The 25,866-nt window shown below is 55.2% G+C and carries 23 protein-coding genes; 12 read left to right on the top strand and 11 right to left on the bottom strand.

What is annotated here, in order from left to right; genetic code table 11:
• The first annotated feature begins 4 nt into the window (after nt 1-4).
• Together AB8804_RS06510 and queC are read left to right on the top strand one after the other, a co-directional pair.
• Entirely contained in the window at nt 5-1,705 is a 1,701-nt protein-coding gene (locus AB8804_RS06510; protein WP_371184366.1) for an SgrR family transcriptional regulator, read from the top strand.
• A 66-nt stretch (nt 1,706-1,771) separates the two neighbouring features.
• Nucleotides 1,772-2,467, top strand: coding sequence for a 7-cyano-7-deazaguanine synthase QueC (gene queC, locus AB8804_RS06505; RefSeq protein ID WP_371184364.1), 696 nt, complete (start codon nt 1,772-1,774; stop codon nt 2,465-2,467).
• A gap of 60 nt (nt 2,468-2,527) precedes the next feature.
• Here queC and AB8804_RS06500 read toward each other — a convergent pair whose 3' ends face one another.
• From AB8804_RS06500 to bolA, 9 genes are all read right to left on the bottom strand, one after another.
• The gene (locus tag AB8804_RS06500) at nt 2,528-2,926 is read right to left on the bottom strand and encodes a YbgC/FadM family acyl-CoA thioesterase (protein WP_006176913.1); all 399 of its coding nucleotides are present in this window, start codon (nt 2,924-2,926) and stop codon (nt 2,528-2,530) included.
• A gap of 99 nt (nt 2,927-3,025) precedes the next feature.
• Nucleotides 3,026-3,406, bottom strand: coding sequence for a helix-hairpin-helix domain-containing protein (locus tag AB8804_RS06495; protein ID WP_371184362.1), 381 nt, complete (start codon nt 3,404-3,406; stop codon nt 3,026-3,028).
• 148 nt (nt 3,407-3,554) lie between these two features.
• Nucleotides 3,555-5,429: a peptidylprolyl isomerase gene (ppiD, locus tag AB8804_RS06490; RefSeq protein ID WP_371184360.1), complete on the bottom strand. Its 1,875-nt coding sequence runs from the start codon at nt 5,427-5,429 to the stop codon at nt 3,555-3,557.
• Between the two features lie 212 nt (nt 5,430-5,641).
• Nucleotides 5,642-5,914, bottom strand: a complete 273-nt coding sequence (gene hupB / locus AB8804_RS06485) for a nucleoid-associated protein HU-beta (RefSeq protein WP_002444653.1) — start codon at nt 5,912-5,914, stop codon at nt 5,642-5,644.
• 210 nt (nt 5,915-6,124) lie between these two features.
• Nucleotides 6,125-8,479, bottom strand: coding sequence for an endopeptidase La (lon, locus tag AB8804_RS06480; protein ID WP_112011260.1), 2,355 nt, complete (start codon nt 8,477-8,479; stop codon nt 6,125-6,127).
• Nucleotides 8,480-8,663: 184 nt separating this feature from the next.
• The gene (clpX, locus tag AB8804_RS06475; RefSeq protein ID WP_371184329.1) at nt 8,664-9,938 is read right to left on the bottom strand and encodes an ATP-dependent protease ATP-binding subunit ClpX; all 1,275 of its coding nucleotides are present in this window, start codon (nt 9,936-9,938) and stop codon (nt 8,664-8,666) included.
• Between the two features lie 127 nt (nt 9,939-10,065).
• Entirely contained in the window at nt 10,066-10,689 is a 624-nt protein-coding gene (clpP, locus tag AB8804_RS06470; RefSeq protein WP_371184327.1) for an ATP-dependent Clp endopeptidase proteolytic subunit ClpP, read from the bottom strand.
• 258 nt (nt 10,690-10,947) lie between these two features.
• Complete coding sequence (tig, locus tag AB8804_RS06465; protein ID WP_371184325.1) at nt 10,948-12,246, bottom strand: trigger factor; 1,299 nt, start codon at nt 12,244-12,246, stop codon at nt 10,948-10,950.
• 329 nt (nt 12,247-12,575) lie between these two features.
• Entirely contained in the window at nt 12,576-12,893 is a 318-nt protein-coding gene (gene bolA / locus AB8804_RS06460) for a transcriptional regulator BolA (protein WP_371184323.1), read from the bottom strand.
• 305 nt (nt 12,894-13,198) lie between these two features.
• Between bolA and AB8804_RS06455 the strand changes: the two genes are divergently transcribed.
• From AB8804_RS06455 to AB8804_RS06420, 8 genes are all read left to right on the top strand, one after another.
• A complete protein-coding gene (locus AB8804_RS06455) occupies nt 13,199-13,777 on the top strand; it encodes a lipoprotein (RefSeq protein ID WP_112011376.1) in 579 nt (192 codons plus the stop codon).
• Nucleotides 13,778-13,823: 46 nt separating this feature from the next.
• Nucleotides 13,824-15,299 carry a muropeptide MFS transporter AmpG gene (ampG, locus tag AB8804_RS06450; RefSeq protein WP_371184320.1) on the top strand — a complete coding sequence of 492 codons (1,476 nt, stop codon included), beginning with the start codon at nt 13,824-13,826 and terminating at the stop codon, nt 15,297-15,299.
• 476 nt (nt 15,300-15,775) lie between these two features.
• Complete coding sequence (gene cyoA, locus AB8804_RS06445; RefSeq protein WP_371184318.1) at nt 15,776-16,723, top strand: cytochrome o ubiquinol oxidase subunit II; 948 nt, start codon at nt 15,776-15,778, stop codon at nt 16,721-16,723.
• A gap of 16 nt (nt 16,724-16,739) precedes the next feature.
• Nucleotides 16,740-18,731, top strand: coding sequence for a cytochrome o ubiquinol oxidase subunit I (cyoB, locus tag AB8804_RS06440; protein ID WP_371184316.1), 1,992 nt, complete (start codon nt 16,740-16,742; stop codon nt 18,729-18,731).
• Nucleotides 18,721-19,335, top strand: coding sequence for a cytochrome o ubiquinol oxidase subunit III (locus AB8804_RS06435; protein WP_297119681.1), 615 nt, complete (start codon nt 18,721-18,723; stop codon nt 19,333-19,335). The genes cyoB and AB8804_RS06435 overlap by 11 nt, the downstream gene beginning before the upstream one ends.
• Nucleotides 19,335-19,661: a cytochrome o ubiquinol oxidase subunit IV gene (locus AB8804_RS06430; protein WP_006176899.1), complete on the top strand. Its 327-nt coding sequence runs from the start codon at nt 19,335-19,337 to the stop codon at nt 19,659-19,661. Before AB8804_RS06435 ends, AB8804_RS06430 begins: the two co-directional genes overlap by 1 nt.
• A gap of 11 nt (nt 19,662-19,672) precedes the next feature.
• Nucleotides 19,673-20,560, top strand: coding sequence for a heme o synthase (gene cyoE, locus AB8804_RS06425; RefSeq protein ID WP_112011250.1), 888 nt, complete (start codon nt 19,673-19,675; stop codon nt 20,558-20,560).
• 149 nt (nt 20,561-20,709) lie between these two features.
• Nucleotides 20,710-22,071 carry an MFS transporter gene (locus tag AB8804_RS06420; RefSeq protein WP_371184309.1) on the top strand — a complete coding sequence of 454 codons (1,362 nt, stop codon included), beginning with the start codon at nt 20,710-20,712 and terminating at the stop codon, nt 22,069-22,071.
• A 32-nt stretch (nt 22,072-22,103) separates the two neighbouring features.
• Here AB8804_RS06420 and AB8804_RS06415 read toward each other — a convergent pair whose 3' ends face one another.
• Nucleotides 22,104-22,595: a YajQ family cyclic di-GMP-binding protein gene (locus AB8804_RS06415; protein WP_042320808.1), complete on the bottom strand. Its 492-nt coding sequence runs from the start codon at nt 22,593-22,595 to the stop codon at nt 22,104-22,106.
• A gap of 124 nt (nt 22,596-22,719) precedes the next feature.
• On the opposite strand from AB8804_RS06415, the gene panE reads away from it, so the two are divergent.
• Together panE and yajL are read left to right on the top strand one after the other, a co-directional pair.
• Nucleotides 22,720-23,634, top strand: coding sequence for a 2-dehydropantoate 2-reductase (gene panE / locus AB8804_RS06410; protein ID WP_371184306.1), 915 nt, complete (start codon nt 22,720-22,722; stop codon nt 23,632-23,634).
• A complete protein-coding gene (gene yajL, locus AB8804_RS06405) occupies nt 23,594-24,187 on the top strand; it encodes a protein deglycase YajL (protein WP_371184304.1) in 594 nt (197 codons plus the stop codon). Before panE ends, yajL begins: the two co-directional genes overlap by 41 nt.
• A 120-nt stretch (nt 24,188-24,307) precedes the next feature.
• Here the strand turns inward: yajL and thiI are convergent, their stop codons facing one another.
• Nucleotides 24,308-25,756: a tRNA uracil 4-sulfurtransferase ThiI gene (gene thiI / locus AB8804_RS06400; RefSeq protein ID WP_371184301.1), complete on the bottom strand. Its 1,449-nt coding sequence runs from the start codon at nt 25,754-25,756 to the stop codon at nt 24,308-24,310.
• Nucleotides 25,757-25,866: the final 110 nt, after the last annotated feature.

The raw sequence follows: 25,866 nt of genomic DNA, 5'->3' as shown, positions 1-25,866 counted from the left end.
TATTATGCGCCAGCTTAACCGTCTTAATCAGTACCAGCGCCTTTGGCAACCTTCCGCCGGTGCGCCGCAGCAGGTCACCGTCGCTGAACTTGCCGACCGCTGCTTTTGCAGCGAGCGGCACGTGCGCACGCTGCTGCGTCAGGCCCAGGAGGCGGGATGGCTCAGCTGGCGCGCGCGGTCCGGGCGCGGCAAGCGCGGGGATCTGACGTTTCACGTTACGCCGGATTTCCTGCGCAATACGATGATGGAAGAAGCCTTAAGGAGCGGGCAGCAGCATAACGCCCTGGAGCTGGCCCAGCTTGCGCCCGACGATTTACGCGTGCTGCTGCACCCGTTTCTGGGCGGGCAGTGGCAAAACGATACGCCGACGCTGCGTATTCCGTACTACCGTTCGCTGGACCCGCTTCATCCCGGCTTTCTACCCGGGCGCGCGGAGCAGCATCTGGCCGGGCACGTTTTCTCGGGGCTTACGCGCTTTCACGGCGACGGCAGCGAGCCGGTGGGGGATCTCGCCCACCACTGGGAGGTCTCTCCCGACGGCCTGCGCTGGCACTTTTATATTCGCTCGACGCTGCACTGGCATAACGGCGACAAAATCAGCACGCGTCAGCTGCAGCAAAGCCTGACCGCGCTGCTGGCGCTTCCGGCCCTGAACAGGCTTTTTCAAAGCGTGACGAGCATTGAGGTGACCCATCCGCAGTGTCTGACGGTTCAGCTTCACCAGCCGGACTACTGGCTGGCGCACCGGCTGGCGAGCTACTGTAGCCGCCTGGCGCACCCTGAACAGCCGATGACGGGGAGCGGGCCCTTCAGGATCGTCGCCTACGATCCCGAGCTGGTGCGCCTGGAAAGCCATGAGCACTATCATCTTAGTCACCCTCTGCTGAAAGCCATCGAGTACTGGATCACGCCGCAGCTTTTTGAGCAGGGGCTGGGGACAAGCTGCCGCCATCCCGTCCAGATTGCCATTGGTGAGCCTGACGAGCTGGCCAGCCTCAGAAAGGTCAGCAACAGCACCAGCCTGGGCTTTTGCTATCTCACGCTTAAGCAGGGGCCGCATCTTAGCGAAATGCAGGCGCGGCGGCTGATCAATATCATTCATCTCTCCACGCTTCTGCACACGCTTCCGCTGGATGAAGGGCTGATAACGCCCACCGAGGAGCTGCTGCCGGGGTGGCAGATCCCCCGCTGGACGGATTTAACGGACGTTTCCCTGCCCGACACCCTGACGCTGGTCTACCACCTTCCCGTGGAGTTGCACACCATGGCGAATCAGCTAAAACAGTACCTTGCCCGGCAGGGCTGCGCGCTGAAGGTGATATTTCACGATGCCAAAACCTGGGACGGATGCCAGGCGCTTGCGCAGGCCGATATCATGATGGGCGACCGCCTCATCGGGGAAGCGCCGGAATATACCCTCGAGCAGTGGCTGCGCTGCGACGCGCTTTGGCCGCAGCTTCTGAGCGCGCCGCAATACGCCCATCTGCAGGCAACGCTTGACGCCGTTCAGATCCAGGCCGACGAGCGGGCCCGGCACGCCGGTTTGCAGGCCATTTTCTCTCAGCTGATGGAGAGCGCCGTGCTGACGCCGCTGTTTAACTATCAGTACCAGGTCAGCGCGCCGCCGGGGGTCAACGGGATCCGTCTCAACGCCCGGGGCTGGTTTGATTTCACCGAGGCGTGGCTTCCCGCGCCTAAAGCGTGAAGAAGCTGGTCGCCGCAGTAGCCAGGCGTTACCATGATGTCTTTACCGTAACTGTTGAGATGATTTATGAAACGTGCCGTCGTCGTGTTCAGCGGAGGACAAGATTCCACTACCTGCCTGGTTCAGGCGCTTCAGCAATATGATGAAGTTCACTGCGTCACTTTCGATTATGGCCAGCGTCATCGCGCGGAAATCGACGTAGCGCGGGAACTGGCGTTAAAACTGGGCGCGCGTGCGCACAAGGTGCTGGACGTAACGTTGCTGAACGAACTGGCCGTGAGCAGCCTCACCCGCGACAGCATCCCCGTACCGGACTACGAACCGGACGCCAGCGGCATTCCGAATACCTTCGTCCCCGGTCGCAACATTCTCTTCCTGACCCTGACGGCGATATACGCCTACCAGGTGAAGGCCGAAGCGGTGATCACCGGCGTGTGCGAGACGGATTTCTCCGGCTACCCGGACTGCCGCGACGAGTTTGTGAAGGCCCTGAACCACGCCGTTAATCTGGGCATGGCAAAAGAGACGCGCTTTGAAACGCCGCTGATGTGGCTGGATAAAGCGGAAACCTGGGCGCTGGCTGACTACTGGGGCAAGCTGGATTTAGTGCGTGAAGAGACCCTCACCTGCTACAACGGCATCAAAGGCGACGGCTGCGGCCAGTGCGCCGCCTGTAACCTGCGCGCTAACGGCCTGAATCATTATCTGGCCGATAAGGTCGGCGTGATGACCGCGATGAAGCAAAAGACCGGTCTGAAATAAGTGACGCCACCGTGCTGTCGAAGGGTACATATCGACAGCACGGTTACTCCTCAAAATTACCTAAACGATCATCAGCTCCAGCTTTTCGCGCAGCTCACCTTCCAGCGGCAGCGCTTTCTGCGTTTTGAGATCGATACAGACAAACGTAATCAGCGCGTCGGCCACCACCTGGCCTTCAGGATCCAGCGTCACCACCTGGCTTAACACCCCGCTCTTACCGTTCAGCTGCTGCACCTGGCTGGTTACGGTGAGCACATCGCCCAGCACGGCCGGGCGGCGGTAGTTAATATTGATGTTGACGACCACGAAGGCGATGTTGTGCGCGGTGAGCCACTGAAAGCTGTCGCTGTTTTCCAGTCCGTCCCACCGCGCCTCTTCCAGGAACTCAAGATAGCGAGCGTTATTCACGTGCTGATAAACATCAAGATGGAAACCGCGTACTTTGATTTTTGTCTGCATAGCGCAATAGCCTTTACTGTTGTTATAGGATCAGAGGTCATAACTGGTATGACCTCTTTATCCTGGCAAAATTTTGCCGCAGTGCAAGAAATTGCGCGATTACAGCGCCAGGTGTGAGAGGTTGCGCTCAACCAGCGCGCTGCCCATTCCCGGAACCTGCTTGAGATCGTCGAGCGTTTTGAAAGGGCCATACTCTTCGCGGTAGCTCACAATCGCCTGCGCCTTTTTAAGCCCCACCCCGTTCATTACGCGAGCCAGATCCTCCGCCGAGGCGGAATTGATGCTGATACGCGAGCCATCGTCGTCAGCGGCCTTGCTTGCCGCCACGGCTTTTGTCTGCGCGGGGGTTTGTGCGCCTGCATCAGACTGAGCCTGCGCGGCCTGTGTTTTTGCCACAGGCGTCGCCGCCTGTGCGCCATAGCTCATACCGGCAGTCGTCATCGCCAGCGTAATTAACAGTGCTTTGATTCCACGTTTCATGCTGTTATCTCCTTGTTTGTTGACAGCCACGGCACGATAACCGCACGCGAAAACAGGCACAAACAGCAGATAACAAATGTGGAAAAGGCCGCGAAAGCGGCCTTTAGATTTTGCAGAGCGTTACGAAATTCTGCGAGCAGACGCGTAATTATTGCTGCTGAGTCACTACGTCGCCCAGCTTGATTTTGGCTTCTTTACGCAGGTTGCTCATCATCGCTTCGAAAGCGATCTGGGCATTGTTCTGGGTAATTCCCTGCACCATGGCTTTCTTCTGCGCTTCTGGCAGAGTACCCGCTTTCACTTCGTCCAGCGCCAGCAGAACCACGTTGCCCTGCATATCGGTCGCGGAACCGAAGCTCGGCTTGTCCTTCGCAGGAAGGCTCAGGCTGAACGCCGCCTGGCTGATAGGGTCCTGACCGGTACGGCTCAGGGTTTTCGCCTCACCAAAGCTCAGACCGGCCGCCTTCAGCGCCGCATCGCCTTTGCCCGCTTTCAGCTCTGCCAATACTTTTTCAGCATCCAGCTTCGCCTGCTGCTCGGCTTTGGTGTGTTTCACCTGAGCAATAACCTGCTCTTTCACGTCAGCCAGCGGTTTCACCGTTTCCGCTTTGTGCTCGCTCACGCGAATAACAAACGCGCGATCGCCGTCTACAGTGATGATGTCGGAGTTGCTGCCCGACGTACCGTTTTCGCCAACCAGACCGCCGTTGAAGATAGCGTCAGAAACCGGCTTGAAGTTCAGCTCTTCCGGCAGGTTGTCGTGGCCAAACCAGCCCGTTTCAACCGCTTTAACGCCAGCGGCCTGCTCAGCACCCGCCAGAGATTCGTTGTCGTTGCTCGCCGCATCGCTCACTTTCTGCTGCAGTGCATAGAACGCGTCCAGCGCTTTCTCCTGCTTCACTTTCGCCGCGATATCATCACGAACGTCAGCTAACGGCTTGGTTTTCGCGACCTGAACGTCGTCCAGACGCGCAACTAGGAAGCCCACGGAGGATTTGATTACGCCTGACAGCTGGCCTTTCTCTTTCAGGCCCGCGTTTTTCAGCTCTTCCGGCGTAGTCGCATCTTCCAGCCAGCCCATATCGCCGCCGTTTTTCGCAGAGATGATATCGGTCGATTTTTCCTTCGCTACGGCAGCGAAATCAGCGCCTTTATTCAGCTCGTCCAGTACCGCTTTCGCATCCGCTTCCGTTTTGGTCTGAATTACGCTGTAGCGGTTACGCTGTGGCTGCGTGAACTGGTCCTGATGCTGATCGTAGAAGGACTGAATTTCTGCGTCAGATGCTGTTTCCTGCAGCGCAGCAGCATCAAGTTTGATGTAGCTAATGCGGAACTGTTCTGGCGCAACAAAGCTGTTTTTGTTCTGCTCATAGTACGCGCTCACTTCCGCGTCGCTGACCTGCTGTTTTGCCGCCAGGGCATTCACATCAATGGTCGCTTCACGGACAACGCGCTGCTGTGCGACCAGCGCAGCCAGTTCGTCGGTTTCGCCTTTCAGCATGAAATCCGTGCCGACAACAGCGTTAATCAGCTGCTGTGTCGTCAGCTGGTTACGCAGCGCCTGCGCGTACTGATCGGCCGTCATGCCCATCTGATTCACAATGCTGTTATAGCGCGCGTTGTCGAACTTGCCGTTAGACTGGAAGGCCTGCGTGGAGAAGATCGCTTTTTTAACCTGATCGTCGCTGATGCCCAGCCCAAGGCTTTTGGCATACTGATCCAGCAGCGCTTCGTCAATAAGACGGTTCAGCGTCTGCTGACGCAGCGTTTTCATATAGCTTTCGTTGGCCGCCAGTTCGGAGAACTGTTCGCCAAGCTGCTGCTGCATGCGGTTGCGCTCACCCGCAAAGGCGTTCTCGAACTGCCCGCGACCGATCTCCTGGCCATTCACTTTTGCGGCATAGTTGGCGCTACCGCCGATGAGGTAACTACTCACGCCGGTCAATATGAACGACACGATAATGATACCGAAAATAATCTTGAGCACGAGACTGTTAGCAGCCGTGCGTAAGCTGTCCATCATGGTGTAACTACACTCCGCTGTATGTGACTGGTTACCTGACGCTCACGGAGAATCCTGACCGTCGCGCGTAAAGGCGTATTGTGACAAGAAACCAGGGCGATTGTCAGCCCACAACAAGCATAAACTCGCATAAATCAGCTCTGGACAAACAAAAAAGGCACATCAAATGATGCGCCCTTGTACTTTTCGGCTTCCCTGAAGCGAGAAAGCAATCAGTTTACTGCGTCTTTCAGCGCTTTACCGGCACGGAAGCCAGGTACTTTAGCGGCAGCAATGGTGATCTCTTTACCGGTCTGAGGGTTGCGGCCAGTACGGGCAGCGCGCTCTTTAACAGCAAAAGTACCGAAACCTACCAGTGCAACGTCATCCCCAGCTTGCAGAGATTCAGTAACAGAAGCAATTAAAGCATCTAACGCACGTCCAGCTGCAGCTTTAGAAATATCAGCACCAGCAGCAATTTTGTCAATCAGTTGAGATTTATTCACTGTTCTCTTCCTCTCTTTATAATTTATATCGCGCCTGAATCCTTCACAACGCGACCGCGCAGCAGTTATATCAGGCCTGCCATGAGCTTACAACACCCGTTGTTGATGGCTGACCTAATCAGCAATCTAAATTAGCTATACAAAAAAAGGCTGGCAAGCACGAAATGACTTACCAGCCCTGTTTTTATTGACGCTCTTTGCGCGAGGTCACTATTTTGCGGTTACAACCTGCATTCCGGACGGCTCATTCTGCAGCGCGAGACTCAGAACTTCTTCAATCCGCTTCACAGGGTGGATCTGCAGATCGGCAATCACGTTGTCAGGAATTTCTTCCAGATCGCGTTTGTTCTCGTCCGGGATCAGAACGGTTTTGATGCCGCCGCGATGCGCCGCCAGCAGTTTTTCTTTTAAACCACCAATGGGCAGAACCTGACCGCGCAGGGTAATTTCACCGGTCATCGCCACGTCGGCGCGAACCGGGTTACCCGTCAGGCAGGAGACCAGTGCGGTACACATCGCGATACCCGCGCTTGGGCCATCCTTCGGCGTCGCACCTTCCGGCACGTGGACGTGGATGTCGCGTTTTTCGTAGAAATCAGGGTTGATACCCAGTTTCTCCGCGCGCGCGCGCACCACGGTCAGCGCCGCCTGGATGGACTCCTGCATCACCTCACCCAGCGAGCCGGTGTAGGTGAGCTTGCCTTTGCCCGGTACGCAGGCGGTTTCGATGGTCAGCAGATCGCCGCCCACTTCCGTCCACGCCAGGCCGGTAACCTGACCCACGCGGTTTTCATTGTCCGCGCGGCCATAGTCAAAGCGCTGAACGCCCAGATAGGCATGCAGGTTTTCACCGTTGATCACAATGTGCTTCAGGCTCTTATCCAGCAGCAGCTGTTTAACCGCCTTGCGGCACAGTTTGGAGATCTCACGCTCAAGGCTACGCACGCCCGCTTCGCGGGTATAGTAACGGATGATGCCCACAATCGCGCTGTCTTCAACGGTCAGCTCGCTGGCCTTGAGCGCGTTACGCTCAATCTGCTTCGGCAGCAGGTGCTGCTTGGCGATGTTCAGCTTCTCGTCTTCGGTATAGCCGGAGAGGCGGATCACTTCCATACGGTCCAGCAGCGGAGCCGGAATATTCATGGAGTTAGACGTCGCCACGAACATCACGTCGCTCAGATCGTAGTCCACTTCCAGGTAGTGATCGCTGAATGCCACGTTCTGTTCTGGATCAAGCACTTCCAGCAGAGCAGACGCCGGATCGCCACGCATGTCAGAAGACATTTTGTCGATTTCGTCGAGCAGGAACAGCGGGTTTTTCACGCCCACTTTAGCCATTTTCTGAATCAGTTTACCCGGCATCGAACCGATGTAGGTCCGGCGGTGGCCGCGGATTTCCGCTTCATCGCGTACGCCGCCCAGCGCCATACGGATATACTTACGTCCGGTCGCTTTCGCGATGGACTGGCCCAGAGAGGTTTTACCCACCCCTGGAGGCCCAACCAAACACAGGATTGGCCCTTTAATTTTGTTCACACGGCTTTGTACCGCAAGGTACTCAAGAATGCGGTCTTTCACGCGCTCAAGGCCGTAGTGGTCGGTATCGAGGATTTCCTGGGCCTGACGCAGGTCTTTTTTGACCTTGCTGCGGGCGTTCCACGGAACCTGAACCATCCACTCGATGTAGCCGCGCACGACGGTCGCTTCAGCCGACATAGGAGACATCATTTTCAGCTTCTGCAGCTCGGCTTCCGCTTTCTCTTTTGCCTCTTTCGGCATTTTCGCCGCGTCGATCTTGCGCTTCAGCGCTTCGTTTTCATCCGGCGCGTCGTCCATCTCGCCGAGCTCTTTCTGAATGGCCTTCATCTGCTCGTTCAGATAGTACTCACGCTGGGATTTTTCCATCTGCTTTTTCACGCGGTTGCGAATGCGCTTCTCAACCTGCAGCAGATCGATTTCAGACTCCATCATCGCCATCAGATATTCCAGACGCTCGTTAACGTCGGACATCTCCAGCACGGACTGTTTGTCCGCGAGCTTGAGCGGCATGTGCGCTGCGATGGTGTCTGCCAGACGTGCGGGATCGTCGATGCTGTTCAGCGACGTCAGCACTTCTGGTGGGATTTTCTTGTTCAGCTTGATATAGCCTTCAAACTGGCTAATCGCGGTGCGAACCAGCACTTCCTGCTCGCGCTCGTCAAGCTCAGGCGAATCAAGGTACTCTGCTTTTGCAGAGAAGTGCTCGCCATTGTCAGACAGGGTGGTAATACGCGCACGCTGCAAGCCTTCGACCAGCACCTTCACGGTGCCGTCCGGCAGCTTCAACATCTGCAAAATAGAGGCCACGGTCCCGACGGTGAAAAGATCGTTTACACCCGGCTCATCCGTTGATGCTTCTTTCTGCGCAACCAACATGATTTTTTTATCATGATCCATGGCGGCTTCAAGGCAACGGATAGATTTTTCCCGCCCTACAAATAAGGGTATGACCATGTGCGGATAAACCACCACATCGCGCAACGGCAATACGGGGATTTCAATGCGTTCAGAACGCTCAGGATTCATAGAGCTCTCTCTTAGTTTAGTGTCCGCCAGGTAAACTGGTCATGCGACTGTGCCTCGCACAACCATTAACATGTAATCCAGTATATGGGGATGTATTCCACACATTCAACGCTATGAATCAGGAAAAAGTAAAGGGGAGATAAAATCCCCCCTTTTTGATTAACTGCTTGTATGATTTGGCGAATTATTCGCCAGATGCCTGCTGTGCTTCCGGCTTGCCGTAAATCAGCAGCGGTTTTGTTTGACCGCCAATTACCGATTCATCGATCACCACCTTCTCGACGTCTTCCATAGAAGGAAGGTCGTACATGGTATCAAGCAGCGCCGCTTCAACGATAGAACGCAGGCCACGAGCACCGGTTTTACGCGCCATCGCTTTTTTGGCGATCGCATCCAGCGCTTCGTCGCGGAACTCGAGATCCACACCTTCAAGATTGAACAGCGCCTGATACTGCTTGGTCAGCGCGTTTTTCGGCTCTTTCAGGATCTGAATCAGCGCGTCTTCGCTCAGTTCGTTCAGCGTCGCAACAACCGGCAGACGGCCGATGAACTCAGGGATCAGACCAAATTTGATCAAATCTTCCGGTTCAACCTGCGACAGCAGCTGGCCTTCGTTCGGCTTTTCAGACGTGGATTTCACCGTCGCGCCAAAACCAATGCCGGAGCCGGTTTCAACACGGTGAGAAATCACTTTATCCAGCCCTGCGAAAGCACCGCCACAGATAAACAGGATCTTGGAGGTATCGACCTGCAGGAACTCCTGCTGCGGATGCTTACGTCCGCCCTGCGGTGGAACCGCTGCAACCGTGCCTTCGATCAGCTTCAGCAGCGCCTGCTGCACGCCTTCGCCCGATACGTCACGGGTGATAGACGGGTTGTCAGACTTACGGGAGATTTTATCAATCTCATCGATGTAGACGATCCCGCGCTGGGCTTTCTGCACGTCGTAATCACACTTCTGCAGCAGCTTCTGGATAATGTTTTCAACGTCTTCACCCACATAACCGGCTTCGGTCAGCGTCGTGGCATCCGCCATGGTGAACGGCACATCCAGCAGGCGCGCCAGCGTTTCCGCCAGCAGCGTTTTACCGGAACCCGTAGGCCCGATCAGCAGAATGTTACTTTTACCCAGCTCTACGCCATTGCTGGTATCGCCATTGCGCAGACGCTTGTAGTGGTTATACACCGCCACAGCCAGCACCTTCTTCGCCTGCTCCTGGCCGATGACGTAGTCGTCAAGGTGATGACGAATTTCATGCGGCGTTGGCAGCGCGCTGCGTTCACGGTGCGGTGCGACTTCTTTAATCTCTTCGCGAATGATGTCGTTACATAAATCAACACATTCGTCGCAGATATACACGGACGGCCCGGCAATCAGTTTACGCACTTCATGCTGGCTTTTGCCGCAAAAAGAGCAGTACAGCAGTTTGCCCGAACCATCTTTGCGTTTATCTGTCATGAGTCAAAACCTCTTTTTAAGTTCTTTGTGCCGCACATGACGACGCAAATGCCATTTTCAGACGCAAGCTGCTAGTCAGCAAAATGCCGCCCTACCTTAGTATAGCGGCACACTCGCGTCGCGGGCATCAATTACGATGGGTCAAAATGGAGTCGACTAAGCCGTACTCAACTGCCTCGGAAGCAGAGAGGAAGCGATCGCGCTCGGTATCGCGCTCGATCTGCTCGAGAGGTTGACCCGTATGCTGCGCCATTAGTTCATTCATGCGCGATTTTACTTTCAATATTTCACGGGCGTGGATTTCGATATCCGTCGCCTGGCCCTGATAGCCACCCAGCGGCTGGTGAATCATCACGCGGGAATTTGGCAGGCAGAAACGCTTGCCCTTCGCACCTGCGGTCAGCAGGAACGCGCCCATGGATGCGGCCTGGCCCATACAAATGGTGCTCACATCCGGCTTGATGAACTGCATGGTGTCATAAATAGACATGCCCGCCGTAATCACACCGCCCGGCGAGTTAATGTACAGGTAAATGTCTTTTTCCGGGTTTTCCGCTTCCAGAAAGAGCATCTGCGCCACGATCAGGTTAGCCATGTGGTCTTCCACCTGGCCAGTCAGAAAGATAACGCGTTCCTTGAGCAGACGGGAATAGATATCAAAAGAACGCTCACCGCGTGAGGTCTGTTCAATAACCATTGGCACCAGAGCCATATGGGGTGCAAAGTTATCTCGTTCGCCACTGTATGACATTTCCGTCTCCTGGATCAAAATTGAAAACACCTGCTGTACTGATTGTAACCTTATGGACGGATTATCAGCCAGTCTCATTCATCGTGATTTCATACTTATGGGGTTCACTTCGCCCTATTTCAAGCATAACAATCTTTTGATGTTACGCTAACACCGAAAAGCCGTTTTAGCACTCTTCCTGGGCTATTGCTGCGATAAAAAAAACCCGTCGCCGGGGCAACGGGTTTTTTGTTCAAACTTTAAACCGTTGTGGCGAAATTACGCCTGCTGGTTCATCAGTTCGTTGAAGGAGGTCGCTTTTTCGGACACTTTTGCTTTCGCCAGTACCGCTTCAACAGCCTGCTCTTCCAGGGCAACATTGCGCATGTTGTCCATCAGCTCTTTGTTCTTACCGTAGAACTCAACAACTTCTGACGGATCTTCGTACGCCGAAGCCATCTCTTCGATCAGGCCTTTCACGCGCTCTTCGTCAGCTTTCAGCTCGTGGGTGCGAATCACTTCGCCCAGCAGCAGGCCAACAACAACGCGGCGCTTAGCTTGCTCTTCAAACAGCTCGCGTGGCAGTTCCATCGCTTGCTGCTGGTTGCCACCGAAACGCTGTGCAGCCTGACGGCGCAGTACGTCGATTTCGCTGTCGATCAGGGCAGCAGGAACGTCGATTTCGTTCGCTTTCACCAGGCCTTCGATTGCCTGAGATTTAACGCGGTTACGCACGGCGCCGTTCAGCTCGCGCTCCATGTTTTTACGCACTTCAGCGCGCAGACCGGCAACGGAACCATCTTCCACGCCGAAACGCTTGATGAACTCTTCGGTCAGTTCTGGCAGTTCGCGCTCTTCAACTTTCTTCAGGTTGATAACGAACTTCGCTGCTTTCCCTTTCAGGTTTTCAGCGTGGTATTCTTCCGGGAAGGTCACGTCAATAGTGAACTCTTCGCCAGCCTTGTGGCCTTTGATACCGTCTTCGAAGCCTGGGATCATGCGACCCTGGCCCATTGCCAGCACGAAGTCAGAGGCTTTACCGCCTTCGAACTCTTCGCCATCAACAGAACCGGTGAAATCGATAGTCACGCGATCTTCAGCGTCAACTGCGCCTTCTTTCTCTTTCCAGTTCGCCTGCTGCTTGCGCAGGGTATCCAGCATGCCGTCAACGTCTTCGTCAGTCACGGAAACGATCGGTTTTTCAACTTCGATAGATTCCAGACCTTTCAGCTCAACTTCCGGGTACACTTCGAACTCTACGGAGTAGGTGAAGTCTTCGCCCAGTTTGTATTCGCCTGGTACATAGTTCGGCGCGCCGGCTGGATTAATTTTTTCTTTAATGATCGCATCGATAAAATTGCGGCTCATCAGTTCACCCAGCACATCCTGACGCACGGAAGCGCCATAACGCTGAGCAACAACATTCATTGGTACTTTGCCCTTGCGGAAGCCGTCAATACGTACTTTTTTTGCTACGTTGACCAGCTCGCTTTTCACAGCAGTTTCGATGCTGTCAGCAGCGATAGTAATCGTTACACGGCGGCCAAGGCCTTGAGTGGTTTCAACTGAAACTTGCATCTTGTTACCTCAAAAAAATCACAGTGCTCGGTCAACTCTGAATCTGTCTGTTTTCCGGGATGCTCTCTTAGTGCAGATTCACATTCCCTGTCGCCAGAATCATGCCGAAGACATTCAATAAGACGCGGCATTATAGCGGCATCACTAAGGGGAGTCGAGAACGGTTGGGGTCAGTTGCTGCGGCTTTTTTCACAAATTAAGGCTATTTTTGGCCTTAAAAACGCACCATACGTTCAAAACTCAGACAAAACAAAACGGCCATAAGGCCGTTTTGACACAATCTTTATGCAACATACTGGAAAATCTCCGGCGGTTGCAAATCCGATTTTTCAGGCGATGCTGCCTGCACCCCGGCATGGCGGGGAGGCGAAAACCGTATCCTGCAACCCTTCCCATTCCTTAACGGTATAGGTATGCAATGCCAGCGCATGTACGGTTGTGGAGAGTTCTTCCGTCAGGGTACTGTAGATCAGACGATGGCGATTCAGGAAACGTTCTCCCAAGAAGCGATCGCTGACCAGAACCACTTTGAAGTGGCTTTCAGAACCTGCCGGTACGTTATGACGATAGCTTTCGTCGACGACTTCGAGGAACACAGGGTTGAACGCTGCCCTTAATTTTTCTTCTATCTGTTCACGTATCATCATGAAATCACTCCTCCGACAACGCCAGGATGTCACCCATCCCTTTAAATGTTAGCCGCTTTTACCGTTTTCATTGCATCCCGACAACAAATATTTAGCTTTCGTCTGATTTTCTCATTCAAACGGATGAAGTTCACTGTAAGGCTCATACCTTTTATGTCATTCGGCCGGAGAAAAACGCCAGGGCGGTTAGTTTTCGGACAAGGCGATGAATTTACATGCGTTGACCACTTCCCCTCGCCGTTAGCGATGTTATGATGGCGGCAATTCTTCTCTGTAAATGCTTACGATTCGTTGAGAACCTGAAAATGTTAAAAAAACTCTTCTTTCCGTTGGTAGCACTCTTTATGCTCGCAGGTTGCGCCACTCCGCCAACCACTATTGAGGTCTCCCCTAAGATTGCCCTGCCGCAGCAGGATCCAAGCCTGATGGGCATCACCGTCAGCATCAACGGCGCTGACCAGCGTCAGGATCAGGCGCTGGCAAAAGTCACCCGCGACAACCAGCAGGTTACCCTGACCGCGTCCCGCGACCTGCGCTTCCTGCTGCAGGAAGTGCTGGAAAAACAGATGACCTCCCGCGGCTATATGATTGGCCCAAGCGGCGCGGTTGATCTGCAGATTATCGTGAACAACCTGTACGCTGATGTTTCTCAGGGTAACGTTCGCTACAACATCTCTACCAAGGCGGACATCGCCATCATCGCTACGGCGAAGAACGGCAACAAGATGAACAAAAACTACCGCGCCAGCTACTCCGTTGAGGGTGCTTTCCAGGCCTCCAACAAAAACATTGCTGACGCCGTTAACAGCGTGCTGACCGACACCATCGCCGACATGGCGCAGGACACCAGCATCCACGACTTCATCAAGCAAAACGCGCGTTAATCCCGCAGTCTGACCCGGCGCTTCGCCGGGTCAGTCCTATAAGACTATGTCCAGCAACTACTTACGTATTTTTCAGCAGCCCAAATCAGCCATTCTGCTGATCCTTGGCTTCGCCTCCGGTTTACCGCTCGCACTCACTTCCGGCACGCTGCAGGCGTGGATGACCGTCGAGAATATCGATCTCAAAACAATCGGCTTCTTCTCGCTCGTGGGCCAGGCCTACGTGTTTAAGTTCCTCTGGTCACCGGTGATGGACCGCTACACGCCTCCATTCCTGGGACGGCGTCGCGGCTGGCTTGTGTTGACGCAGGTTCTGCTGCTGCTGTCGATTGCCGCGATGGGCTTCCTCGAACCCTCATCCCAGCTGCGCTGGATGGCGGCGCTTGCGGTGGTTATCGCCTTCTGTTCCGCGTCGCAGGATATCGTTTTTGACGCCTGGAAAACGGACGTCCTTCCCGCCGAAGAGCGCGGGGCCGGCGCGGCAATCAGCGTGCTGGGCTATCGCCTTGGGATGCTGGTATCCGGCGGGCTGGCGCTGTGGCTGGCGGATCGCTATCTCGGCTGGCAGGGCATGTACTGGCTGATGGCCGCCCTGCTTATTCCCTGCATTATCGCCACCCTTTTCGCCCCAGAGCCGAGCGATGTTATCCCGGTTCCCCGCACGCTGGAGCAGGCCGTTGCGGAGCCGCTTCGAGACTTCTTCGGGCGCAACAACGCCTGGCTGATCCTGCTGCTGATCGTCCTTTATAAGCTCGGCGACGCGTTTGCCATGAGCCTGACCACCACCTTCCTGATCCGCGGCGTGGGATTTGATGCGGGAGAGGTCGGCGTGGTGAATAAAACGCTGGGGCTGTTTGCCACGATTATCGGCGCGCTGTACGGCGGCGTGCTGATGCAGCGCCTTACCCTGTTCCGCGCGCTGCTGATCTTTGGCATCCTTCAGGGGGTATCAAACGCGGGTTACTGGCTGCTGTCGATTACCGATAAGCATATGATCAGCATGGCTACGGCGGTCTTCTTTGAAAACCTGTGCGGCGGCATGGGCACGGCGGCCTTCGTCGCGCTGCTGATGACGCTCTGCAATAAGTCGTTTTCAGCCACGCAGTTTGCCCTGCTTTCGGCCCTTTCTGCCGTCGGACGCGTCTACGTCGGCCCGATTGCGGGCTGGTTTGTGGAAGCGCACGGCTGGCCGACGTTTTACCTCTTCTCGGTGGCGGCGGCCGTGCCGGGGATTTTACTCCTGCTGGTCTGTCGCCAGACGCTGGAATATACCCAGCGAACGGAGCAGTTTATTCCGCGCACCGAATACCCTCGCGCCTATCGGTTCGCCTTACGCCTGTTAATGGTCGGCTGCCTCGCGCTGGCGCTCTGGCTTATCGTGCTCATTATTAACGCCTCCACCACGCTGTCGCTTCCGGTGGAATCGCTTCTCCTCGATGCGGGAGCTCTGCTGATTGTTGCCGGGATTGTGACCGGCGGCATGCTTGATTTCCTGTCATTGCGTAAATCGCACGTGGCATAAAGGAAAATCGAAAGGTTATTTCCCGTTGTAATCACGAAGTGAAATTATAACGGTGAAATAACCGGCATTCGCGGAAAATATATTTGTTGTTTTGTGCGGGATAGTTTTCGGAAATTATTGGAGCTTCGGCGCATTCTCTATTTTTCACTAAACGATTCAGCACCTGAGTGATTAAATTTTCGTTTTTCAAATGTCCTTTTATTGATAATTAATTGTTAATTATTTGTATAATTTTAACAATGGTTATACCAATTGCCCCTTTTAGGGTATGCTTAAGACGCCTTTCGTTATATTGCCCATGTCATGCGGCTTCTGTCTTAAAAAGCGACATAATTTGCAACACTTGTGACATGCGCGGCAGAACCCAGTAACACCTTCCTGACACAGCCCTAATGATGTTTACAGTAATGTAACCTTCCCGTAAAATGCCCCCACACTTTAAACGCCACCAGACTCCGTGGAATTGAGGTCGTTAAATGAGACTCGGGAAATACAATAAAAGTTTGGGATGGTTGTCATTATTCGCGGGCACTGTATTACTCAGTGGCTGCGATTCTGCACTACTAGACCCCAAAGGACAGATTGGACTGGAACAGCGTTCACTGATTCTGACGGCATTTGGCCTGATGATGATTGTGGTTATTCCAGCCATTTTGATGGCTGTTGGTTTCGCCTGGAAGTATCGTGCGAGCAATAAAGATGCGAAGTATAGCCCTAACTGGTCACACTCCAACAAAGTTGAAGCTGTGGTCTGGACGGTGCCTATCCTGATCATCCTGTTCCTTGCCGTACTGACCTGGAAAACCACTCACGCGCTTGAGCCTAGCAAACCGCTGGTTCACGATGAAAAACCTATTACCATTGAAGTGGTCTCCATGGACTGGAAATGGTTCTTCATCTACCCAGAGCAGGGTATTGCTACCGTGAATGAAATCGCCTTCCCGGCGAACACTCCGGTTCAGTTCAAAGTGACGTCTAACTCCGTAATGAACTCCTTCTTTATTCCGCGTCTGGGCAGCCAGATTTACGCGATGGCCGGTATGCAGACTAACCTGCATCTGATTGCCAATGAAGCAGGCACCTACGACGGTATCTCCGCCAGCTACAGCGGCCCGGGCTTCTCGGGTATGAAGTTCAAAGCTATCGCTACGCCAGACCGCGCGACGTTTGACCAGTGGGTCGAAAAAGCGAAGCAGTCTACCAACACCATGTCTGACATGGCGGCGTTCGAAAAAGTGGCGACACCTAGCGAATACAACAAGGTGGAGTACTTCTCAAACGTGAAACCGAATTTGTTCAAAGACGTTATTGGCAAATTTATGGATCACGGCATGAGCATGGACATGACCCAGCCTGAAGGTGAGCACGGCTCGCACGAAGGTATGGAAGGCATGGACATGAGCCACGCGGAAACCGCTCACTAAGGGGCCGAGGAAGAAAATGTTCGGAAAATTAACACTGGATGCAGTGCCCTACCATGAACCGATTATCATGGTTACGGTGGCTGCAATTGTCATCGGTGGCGCGGCCTTAGTTGGCCTGATCACTTACTTCGGTAAGTGGAGCTATCTGTGGAAAGAGTGGCTGACCTCCGTCGACCACAAAAAACTCGGCATCATGTACTGCATCGTCGGTATCGTCATGTTAATTCGTGGCTTTGCGGATGCGATCATGATGCGTAGCCAGCAGGCGCTTGCGTCTGCGGGTGAAGCTGGCTTCCTGCCGCCGCACCACTACGATCAGATCTTTACCGCCCACGGCGTTATCATGATCTTCTTCGTGGCGATGCCGCTGGTTATCGGCCTGATGAACGTGGTTGTGCCGCTGCAAATCGGCGCGCGCGACGTTGCGTTCCCGTTCCTGAACAACCTGAGCTTCTGGTTCACGGTTGTCGGCGTTATCCTGGTTAACCTGTCTCTGGGCGTGGGTGAATTTGCTCAGACCGGCTGGCTGGCCTATCCGCCGCTTTCGGGAATTGAGTACAGTCCGGGCGTGGGCGTCGACTACTGGATTTGGGCGCTTCAGCTCTCCGGTATCGGTACTACTCTGACCGGTATTAACTTCTTCGTGACCATTCTCAAGATGCGTGCCCCAGGCATGACGATGTTCAAGATGCCGGTATTCACCTGGGCATCTCTGTGCGCCAACGTCCTGATTATCGCGTCGTTCCCAATTCTGACCGTCACCATCGCGCTGCTGACCCTGGATCGGTATCTGGGCACCCATTTCTTCACGAATGATATGGGTGGCAACATGATGATGTACATCAACCTGATTTGGGCCTGGGGTCACCCGGAAGTGTACATTCTGGTTCTGCCTGTGTTCGGTGTGTTCTCCGAAATTGCGGCGACCTTCTCGCGTAAGCGCCTGTTTGGTTACACCTCGCTGGTGTGGGCAACCGTGTGTATTACCGTACTGTCGTTCATCGTTTGGCTGCACCACTTCTTCACCATGGGTGCGGGCGCGAACGTAAACGCCTTCTTCGGTATCACCACCATGATTATCGCCATCCCGACCGGGGTGAAGATCTTCAACTGGCTGTTCACCATGTATCAGGGCCGTATCGTGTTCCACTCAGCAATGCTGTGGACCATCGGCTTCATCGTCACCTTCTCCGTAGGTGGAATGACCGGCGTACTGCTGGCGGTTCCGGGCGCTGACTTCGTTCTGCACAACAGCCTGTTCCTGATTGCGCACTTCCACAACGTTATCATCGGCGGCGTCGTCTTCGGCTGCTTCGCTGGCGTAACCTACTGGTGGCCTAAAGCGTTTGGCTTCACGCTGAACGAGAAATGGGGCAAACGCGCGTTCTGGTTCTGGATCATCGGCTTCTTCGTGGCGTTTATGCCGCTGTACGTGCTGGGCTTCATGGGTATGACCCGTCGCCTCAGCCAGCAGATTGACCCGCAGTTCCACCCAATGCTGATGATTGCAGCGGGCGGCGCGGCGCTGATTGCCTGCGGTATCCTGTGCCAGCTGATTCAGTACTACGTGTCTATTCGCGACCGCGATCAGAACCGTGACCTGACCGGTGACCCATGGGGCGGCCGTACGCTGGAGTGGGCAACCTCCTCCCCTCCTCCGTTCTATAACTTTGCCGTTGTGCCGCACATTCATGAGCGTGACGCATTCTGGGAAATGAAAGAGAAAGGCGAAGCGTACAAGCAACCTGAGCATTACGAAGAGATCCACATGCCGAAAAACAGCGGTGCGGGCATTGTGATTGCCGCCTTCGCAACGGTATTTGGTTTCGCAATGATCTGGCACATCTGGTGGCTGGCGATTGTTGGCTTTGCCGGCATCGTAATCAGCTGGATCGTGAAGAGCTTTGACGAGGACGTGGACTACTACGTACCAGTCCGTGAAGTCGAAAAACTGGAAAACCAGCATTTCGATGAGATTTCTAAAGCGGGGCTGAAAAATGGCAACTGATACTCTGGCGCACTCGACTGCCCACGCGCATGAACATGCGCACCACGATACGGGACCGACGAAAGTCTTCGGTTTCTGGATCTACCTGATGAGCGACTGCATTCTGTTCTGCTGTCTGTTTGCCACCTATGCCGTTCTGGTGAACGGCACGGCGGGCGGCCCGACCGGCAAGGACATCTTTGAACTGCCGTTCGTGCTGGTAGAAACCGCACTGCTGTTATTCAGCTCCATCACCTACGGCATGGCGGCGATCGCCATGTACAAGAACAACAAGAGCCAGGTTGTCTCCTGGCTGGCGTTGACCTGGCTGTTTGGTGCTGGCTTTATCGGGATGGAACTCTATGAATTCCATCACCTGATTGCTGAAGGCATGGGTCCGGATCGCAGTGGCTTCCTGTCTGCCTTCTTCGCGCTGGTCGGTACTCACGGTCTGCACGTAACCTCGGGCCTGATCTGGATGGCGGTACTGATGTTCCAGGTATCCCGTCGCGGCCTGACCAGCACTAACCGTACCCGTATCATGTGCCTGAGCCTGTTCTGGCACTTCCTGGACGTGGTATGGATCTGTGTGTTCTCAGTTGTTTATCTGATGGGGGCGATGTAATGAGTCATTCAAACGATCATGGCGCTTCCCACGGTAGCGTAAAAACCTACATGACAGGCTTTATCCTGTCGATCATCCTGACGGTGATCCCGTTCTGGATGGTGATGAGCGGTTCTGCGTCTAAGCCGGTGATTCTGGGTGCCATCCTGGTCACCGCGGTGATTCAGATTCTGGTGCATCTGGTTTGCTTCCTGCACATGAACACCAAGTCCGATGAAGGCTGGAATATGACGGCCTTTATCTTTACCGTGATTATCATCGCTATCCTGGTAGTCGGTTCCATCTGGATTATGTGGAACCTTAACTACAACATGATGGTTCACTAAGAGCGGCGAGTATGTTTAAGCAATACCTGCAAGTAACGAAACCAGGCATCATCTTTGGCAACCTGATCTCCGTGATCGGAGGGTTCCTGCTGGCCTCGAAGGGCAGCATTGATTACACCCTCTTCGCATGCACGCTGGTTGGGGTGTCACTGGTTGTTGCGTCCGGTTGTGTATTTAACAACTACATCGACATGGATATCGACAAGAAGATGGAAAGGACTAAAAATCGGGTGCTGGTGAAAGGCCTGATCGCCCCTTCCGTCTCGCTGGTGTACGCCACCTTGCTGGGTATTGCTGGCTTTATGCTGCTGTGGTTCGGGGCTAACCCGCTGGCCTGCTGGCTGGCCGTGATGGGGTTCGTGGTGTATGTGGGCGTTTACAGCCTGTATATGAAGCGCCACTCCGTATACGGCACGCTGATTGGCTCTCTCTCCGGCGCTGCGCCGCCGGTGATTGGCTACTGCGCCGTCACGAACGAGTTCGACAGCGGTGCGCTGATCCTGCTGGCTATCTTTAGCCTGTGGCAGATGCCGCACTCGTACGCCATCGCGATTTTCCGCTTCAAGGATTATCAGGCTGCGAACATTCCGGTTCTGCCGGTCGTGAAGGGCATTTCGGTCGCCAAGAACCACATCACGCTGTACATCATCGCCTTTGCCGTGGCAACGCTGATGCTTTCTCTGGGCGGCTACGCGGGATATAAATATCTCATCGTCGCGGCTGCGGTAAGCGTCTGGTGGCTCGGCATGGCGCTGCGCGGTTACAAAGTGGAAGATGACAAGGTCTGGGCGCGCAAGCTGTTCGGCTTCTCTATCATCGCCATTACCGCCCTGAGCGTGATGATGTCCGTCGACTTTATGGTGCCGGATTCACATAGCCTGCTGACTTACGTCTGGTAAGCCACGTTAAGTGATTAAAAGGGTGCTTCGGCACCCTTTTTTATTCACTGAATTTATTGGTTGCGCATGTAATATTTGTTAAATAACCCTTTATTTACCCCGCCCCTTCCCCGCACTACACTATGGCCTGCTCTTGAATTGAGGTGGTAATGAACGATTATAAAATGACGCCGGGCGAGCTACGCGCGACCTGGGGCTTAGGGACTGTTTTCTCGCTGCGGATGCTTGGCATGTTTATGGTCCTGCCTGTTCTGACCACGTACGGCATGGCGCTGCAGGGAGCCAGCGAAGCGTTGATTGGCCTGGCGATTGGCATCTACGGCTTAGCGCAGGCCGTTTTCCAGATCCCCTTCGGCCTGCTTTCCGACCGCGTCGGCCGCAAGCCTCTGATCGTCGGTGGACTGCTTATCTTTGTGCTCGGCAGCGTGATCGCCGCCCTCTCCCACTCCATCTGGGGAATCATTCTTGGCCGCGCGCTTCAGGGCTCCGGCGCGATTGCCGCCGCCGTCATGGCGCTGCTGTCAGACCTCACCCGCGAGCAGAACCGCACCAAGGCGATGGCCTTTATCGGCGTCAGCTTCGGCGTGACCTTTGCGATTGCGATGGTGCTCGGCCCGATCATCACCCACAAGCTGGGCCTGCACGCCCTGTTCTGGATGATTGCCGCGCTGGCAACCGCCGGCATCGCCCTGACGCTGTGGGTGGTGCCGGACAGCAAAAATCACGTGCTTAACCGTGAATCCGGCATGGTGAAAGGCTGCTTTAGCAAAGTCATCGCTGAGCCGCGCCTGCTCAAACTTAACTTCGGCATCATGTGCCTGCATATTTTGCTGATGTCGACGTTTGTTGCCCTGCCGGGCCAGCTGGCGGCAGCCGGTTTCCCTGCGGCTGAACACTGGAAAATTTACCTGGTGACGATGCTGATTTCGTTCGTCTCCGTGGTGCCGTTTATCATCTACGCCGAAGTGAAGCGCAGGATGAAGCGCGTCTTCGTGACCTGCGTGGCGCTGCTGGTGATAGCGGAAATCGTGCTGTGGGGTTCCGGCCCGCACTTCTGGGAGCTGGTTATCGGCGTCCAGATTTTCTTCCTGGCGTTTAACCTGATGGAAGCCCTGCTACCGTCGCTTATCAGCAAAGAGTCTCCGGCGGGCTATAAAGGCACCGCGATGGGCATTTACTCCACCAGCCAGTTTCTCGGCGTGGCCATCGGCGGTTCGCTCGGCGGCTGGGTGGACGGGCTATTTGATTCGCAAACCGTGTTTTTAGCCGGTGCGCTGCTGGCCATGGTCTGGCTGCTGGTCTCCAGCACCATGAAAGAGCCGCCGTACGTCAGCAGCCTGCGCGTGGAAATTCCTGATGACGTTGAGATTGGTGATAGTCTTAAGCAGCGTCTGGAAGAGAAAGACGGCGTGAGCGAGGTGCTGGTGGTGCCGGAGGAGAGGAGCGTTTACGTCAAAATCGACAGCAAGGTGACGAACCGCTTTGAGGTCGAGCAGGCGCTAAAAGCCTAAAAAAATGCCCGGTTAAACCGGGCATTTTCGTTTTAATCGCGGAAGTTTTTGAACTGGAACGGCTGTCCCAAATCGCCACCGCGGATCAGCGCCATCACGCCCTGCAGGTCGTCACGGGATTTACCGGTCACGCGAATTTCTTCGCCCTGAATCTGCGCCTGCACCTTCAGCTTGCTGTCCTTAATGAGCTTCACGATCTTCTTCTGCACCGCGCTCTCAATGCCCTGCTTCAGCTTCGCTTCGACAAACCAGGTTTTGCCGCTGTGCACAAACTCTTCAGGCACGTCCAGCGACGTTCCTTCAATGCCGCGCTTGAGCAGCTTGGCGCGCAGAATGTCCAGCAGCTGGTTGACCTGGAAATCAGACTCGCTCAGCACCTTAATGGTCTTATTCGCGTCGTTCAGCTCAAACGTCGCCTCAACGCCGCGAAAATCGAAACGTGACTCAACCTCACGGCTGGCGTTATCCACGCCGTTACGTACTTCCTGGATATCAACTTCGGAAACAATATCGAAAGATGGCATCTTTTCTTCTCCCTTCACTTTTGTTGCGTTGCATAATACCCGCAACGAGGCATAACGAGAAGCTTAGCTGACGGCGCTATACTTAGGCCGTAACACCCGGCGCAGTTGCGGGTGAGGAGGAACCATGAAAATTACAGTGCTCGGATGCGGCGCCCTGGGCCAGCTGTGGCTGGCCGCGCTCCGCACGCACGGACACGACGTTCAGGGCTGGCTACGCGTGCCGCAGCCCTATTGCAGCGTGAACATCATCGCTGAAGACGGAAGCATCTTTAACGAATCGTTGACCGCGAACGATCCCGATTTCCTGGCGCAAAGCGACCTGCTGCTGGTGACCCTGAAAGCCTGGCAGGTTTCGGACGCGGTGAAAGCCCTTTCAGGACAGCTCCCCCCGACGTCGCCCATTTTGCTGCTGCATAACGGCATGGGAACGCTCGATGAGCTGAAAAGCGTTCGCCAGCCGCTGCTGATGGCCAACACGACCCACGCGGCGCGGCGCGACGGGAATGTTATCGTTCACGTCGCCAGCGGCGTGACGCACGTCGGCCCGGCCCGTGAGCAGGACGGTGACTACAGCTATCTGGCTGACGTCCTGCAAAAGGTCCTGCCGGACGTCGCCTGGCACAACAATATTCTTCCCCAGCTATGGCGCAAGCTGGCGGTGAACTGCGTTATCAACCCGCTTACGGCCCTGTGGGACTGCCCGAACGGCGCGCTGAAAAACCACCCGCAGGAGATTGCGGCGCTGTGCGCCGAGGTTGCCGCGGTGGTCGAACGTGAAGGCTTACACACCTCGGCAGACGATTTACGCTATTATGTGGAGCAGGTGATTGATAGTACGGCAGAAAATATCTCCTCGATGCTGCAGGACGTTCGGGGACTGCGCCACACGGAAATCGACTACATCACCGGCTATTTGCTAAAGCGCGCCCGCGCGCACGGTATCAGCGTGCCGGAAAACGCCCGCCTGTATGACAGAGTTAAACGTAAGGAGAGTGAATATGAGCGCCTCGGCACTGGTCTGTCTCGCCCCTGGGAGTGAGGAGGTGGAAGCGGTCACCACCATTGATTTAATGGTGCGTGGCGGCATTGACGTCACCACCGCCAGCGTTGCCAGCGACGGCAGCCTGGCGATTACCTGCTCACGCGGCGTGAAGATCCTCGCGGATGCGCCGCTGGTTGAAGTGGCCGACGGCGATTACGACATCATCGTGCTGCCCGGCGGCCTGAAAGGCGCGGAATGTTTCCGCGACAGCCCGCTGCTGGTTGAGACCGTTCGCCAGTTCCACCTTTCCGGGCGCATCGTGGCGACCATCTGCGCGGCGGCAGGAACGGTACTGGTGCCGCACGATATTTTCCCGATCGCCAACATGACCGGCTTCCCGCCGCTGAAGGAGACCATTCCGGAAGACCAGTGGGTGGATAAGCGCGTCGTCTGGGACCCGCGCGTCAACCTGCTGACCAGTCAGGGGCCGGGCACGGCGATTGATTTTGGCCTGAAGATTATCGATCTGGTGGTCGGGCGCGAAAAAGCGTATGAAGTGGCGTCATCGCTGGTGATGGCAGCGGGGATTTATAACTACTACGAAGAGTAGCGCATAAAAAAGCCGGGTGGCGGCTACGCCTTACCCGGCCTACACGTGCTCATCTTTTCTCCCTCTCCCCGTGGGAGAGGACCGGGGTGAGGGCATCAGGCCGCACTCCCCCGCAATGAACTACGGGCGATATACCTTCACATTGGCAAAGCCCTGCTCGCGCAGGTACAGCGCCTGCAGGCGGCTCATCACCCCACGCTCGCACCACAGCAGATACGTTTTGCTCTGGTCGAGATCACCAAACTTCGTGCTCAGCTTGTAGAACGGCAGAGATACCACTTCCACCCCTTCAACCTGCAGCGGCTTGTCGTCCTGCTCATCAATCGAGCGGATATCCAGAATCGCATCGTTCGCGCCGAAACCGCTCACGGTTTCAACCTCAACGACTTCCTGCTCGGTCTGCTGGGCAATCTCGCGGATATCGATGTTGGACGCTTCCGCCACCACTTTTTCCAGGATGCTGAAATCGAAATGCTCTTCTTCCGCTTCGATCTTCGCCTTCACCGCTTTGACGGTCGGGCTTTTTGAGATCACGCCGCAGTATTCCGGCATGGTGCGGGCAAAATCTTCGGTGCCGATTTCGCGCGCCAGATCGATGATGTGCTCTTTATCGTGAGAAATCAGCGGGCGCAGGATCAGCGTATCGGAGACGTTGTCGATAAGGCGCAGGTTGGTCAGCGTCTGGCTGGAGACCTGGCCCAGCGCTTCGCCGGTGACCAGCGCCTGCACGCCGTAACGCTCGGCCACTTTGGACGCCGCGCGCACCATCATGCGCTTCAGCACCACGCCCATCTGGCCGTCGTCAACTTTCTCAAGGATTTCGCCCACCACGGGCTCGAAGTTGATCGCCACAAAGCGCACGCGGTGGGAGCTGCCGAAGCGGTTCCACAGGTAATGCGCGACCTGACGGACGCCGATTTCATGCGCCGCGCCGCCAAGGTTGAAGAAGCAGTAGTGCACGCGGCAGCCGCGACGCATCAGCATATAGCTGGACACGCCGGAGTCGAAGCCGCCGGAGATCAGCGACAGCACGTCTTCCTGAGTACCGATCGGGAAGCCGCCGATCCCTTCGTAGCGGCCCTTCACCAGCAGCAGACGATCGTTTTCGATCTCGAGGTTAACGGTGACGTCCGGGTTGGTCAGGCGCACGCGCGCGGTTTCAACGTGCTGGTTTAGGCCGCCGCCAACGTAGCGCTCAACCTCAATGGAGCTAAACTCGTGCTTGCCGCGGCGCTTGACGCGTACGCAGAAGGTTTTGCCTTCGATCTGGTCGCGGTACTGGACCAGCGCTTTCTCAAAGATGTCATGCATATCGCTGAACGGGACGTCTTCCACTTCCAGAATATGGTGGATGCCCGGAATGCGGGTCAGCGCGTCGCGAATATCGAGACGTTTATTTTCGTCTTTGGCACGCACCTCAACGTGGTCCCAGTGACGCACCACGGCAAGGGTTTCGTCGTAGTGCTTTAATACGTTACGAATGTTCCCGGTCAGGATCTTGATAAAGCGCAAACGCACAGATTGGCTTTTGATGGTGATTTCAGGGAACAATTTAATGATAAACTTCATGGCGGCAATGTTTCTTAGGCAAGCCCTGAAAGGCTTGTGATGGAAAGAGTACAGCAGCCCACACCCGTGGCTGCATCCAGGCGCGCGAGTATATCACCATTGCGCGTTAT

Source organism: Enterobacter sp. KBR-315C3_2022, assembly GCF_041399425.1.
Classification (GTDB): domain Bacteria; phylum Pseudomonadota; class Gammaproteobacteria; order Enterobacterales; family Enterobacteriaceae; genus Enterobacter.
This window is presented reverse-complemented; position numbering and strand designations above follow the sequence as displayed.

Bases quoted from the DNA above. Each gene is read 5' to 3' on its own strand.
- AB8804_RS06510 (WP_371184366.1), top strand. From the start codon at position 5: ATGCGCCAGCTTAACCGTCTTAATCAGTACCAGCGCCTTTGGCAACCT.
- queC (WP_371184364.1), top strand. From the start codon at position 1,772: ATGAAACGTGCCGTCGTCGTGTTCAGCGGAGGACAAGATTCCACTACC.
- AB8804_RS06500 (WP_006176913.1), bottom strand. From the start codon at position 2,926: ATGCAGACAAAAATCAAAGTACGCGGTTTCCATCTTGATGTTTATCAG.
- AB8804_RS06495 (WP_371184362.1), bottom strand. From the start codon at position 3,406: ATGAAACGTGGAATCAAAGCACTGTTAATTACGCTGGCGATGACGACT.
- ppiD (WP_371184360.1), bottom strand. From the start codon at position 5,429: ATGATGGACAGCTTACGCACGGCTGCTAACAGTCTCGTGCTCAAGATT.
- lon (WP_112011260.1), bottom strand. From the start codon at position 8,479: ATGAATCCTGAGCGTTCTGAACGCATTGAAATCCCCGTATTGCCGTTG.
- clpX (WP_371184329.1), bottom strand. From the start codon at position 9,938: ATGACAGATAAACGCAAAGATGGTTCGGGCAAACTGCTGTACTGCTCT.
- clpP (WP_371184327.1), bottom strand. From the start codon at position 10,689: ATGTCATACAGTGGCGAACGAGATAACTTTGCACCCCATATGGCTCTG.
- tig (WP_371184325.1), bottom strand. From the start codon at position 12,246: ATGCAAGTTTCAGTTGAAACCACTCAAGGCCTTGGCCGCCGTGTAACG.
- bolA (WP_371184323.1), bottom strand. From the start codon at position 12,893: ATGATGATACGTGAACAGATAGAAGAAAAATTAAGGGCAGCGTTCAAC.
- AB8804_RS06455 (WP_112011376.1), top strand. From the start codon at position 13,199: ATGTTAAAAAAACTCTTCTTTCCGTTGGTAGCACTCTTTATGCTCGCA.
- ampG (WP_371184320.1), top strand. From the start codon at position 13,824: ATGTCCAGCAACTACTTACGTATTTTTCAGCAGCCCAAATCAGCCATT.
- cyoA (WP_371184318.1), top strand. From the start codon at position 15,776: ATGAGACTCGGGAAATACAATAAAAGTTTGGGATGGTTGTCATTATTC.
- cyoB (WP_371184316.1), top strand. From the start codon at position 16,740: ATGTTCGGAAAATTAACACTGGATGCAGTGCCCTACCATGAACCGATT.
- AB8804_RS06435 (WP_297119681.1), top strand. From the start codon at position 18,721: ATGGCAACTGATACTCTGGCGCACTCGACTGCCCACGCGCATGAACAT.
- AB8804_RS06430 (WP_006176899.1), top strand. From the start codon at position 19,335: ATGAGTCATTCAAACGATCATGGCGCTTCCCACGGTAGCGTAAAAACC.
- cyoE (WP_112011250.1), top strand. From the start codon at position 19,673: ATGTTTAAGCAATACCTGCAAGTAACGAAACCAGGCATCATCTTTGGC.
- AB8804_RS06420 (WP_371184309.1), top strand. From the start codon at position 20,710: ATGAACGATTATAAAATGACGCCGGGCGAGCTACGCGCGACCTGGGGC.
- AB8804_RS06415 (WP_042320808.1), bottom strand. From the start codon at position 22,595: ATGCCATCTTTCGATATTGTTTCCGAAGTTGATATCCAGGAAGTACGT.
- panE (WP_371184306.1), top strand. From the start codon at position 22,720: ATGAAAATTACAGTGCTCGGATGCGGCGCCCTGGGCCAGCTGTGGCTG.
- yajL (WP_371184304.1), top strand. From the start codon at position 23,594: ATGAGCGCCTCGGCACTGGTCTGTCTCGCCCCTGGGAGTGAGGAGGTG.
- thiI (WP_371184301.1), bottom strand. From the start codon at position 25,756: ATGAAGTTTATCATTAAATTGTTCCCTGAAATCACCATCAAAAGCCAA.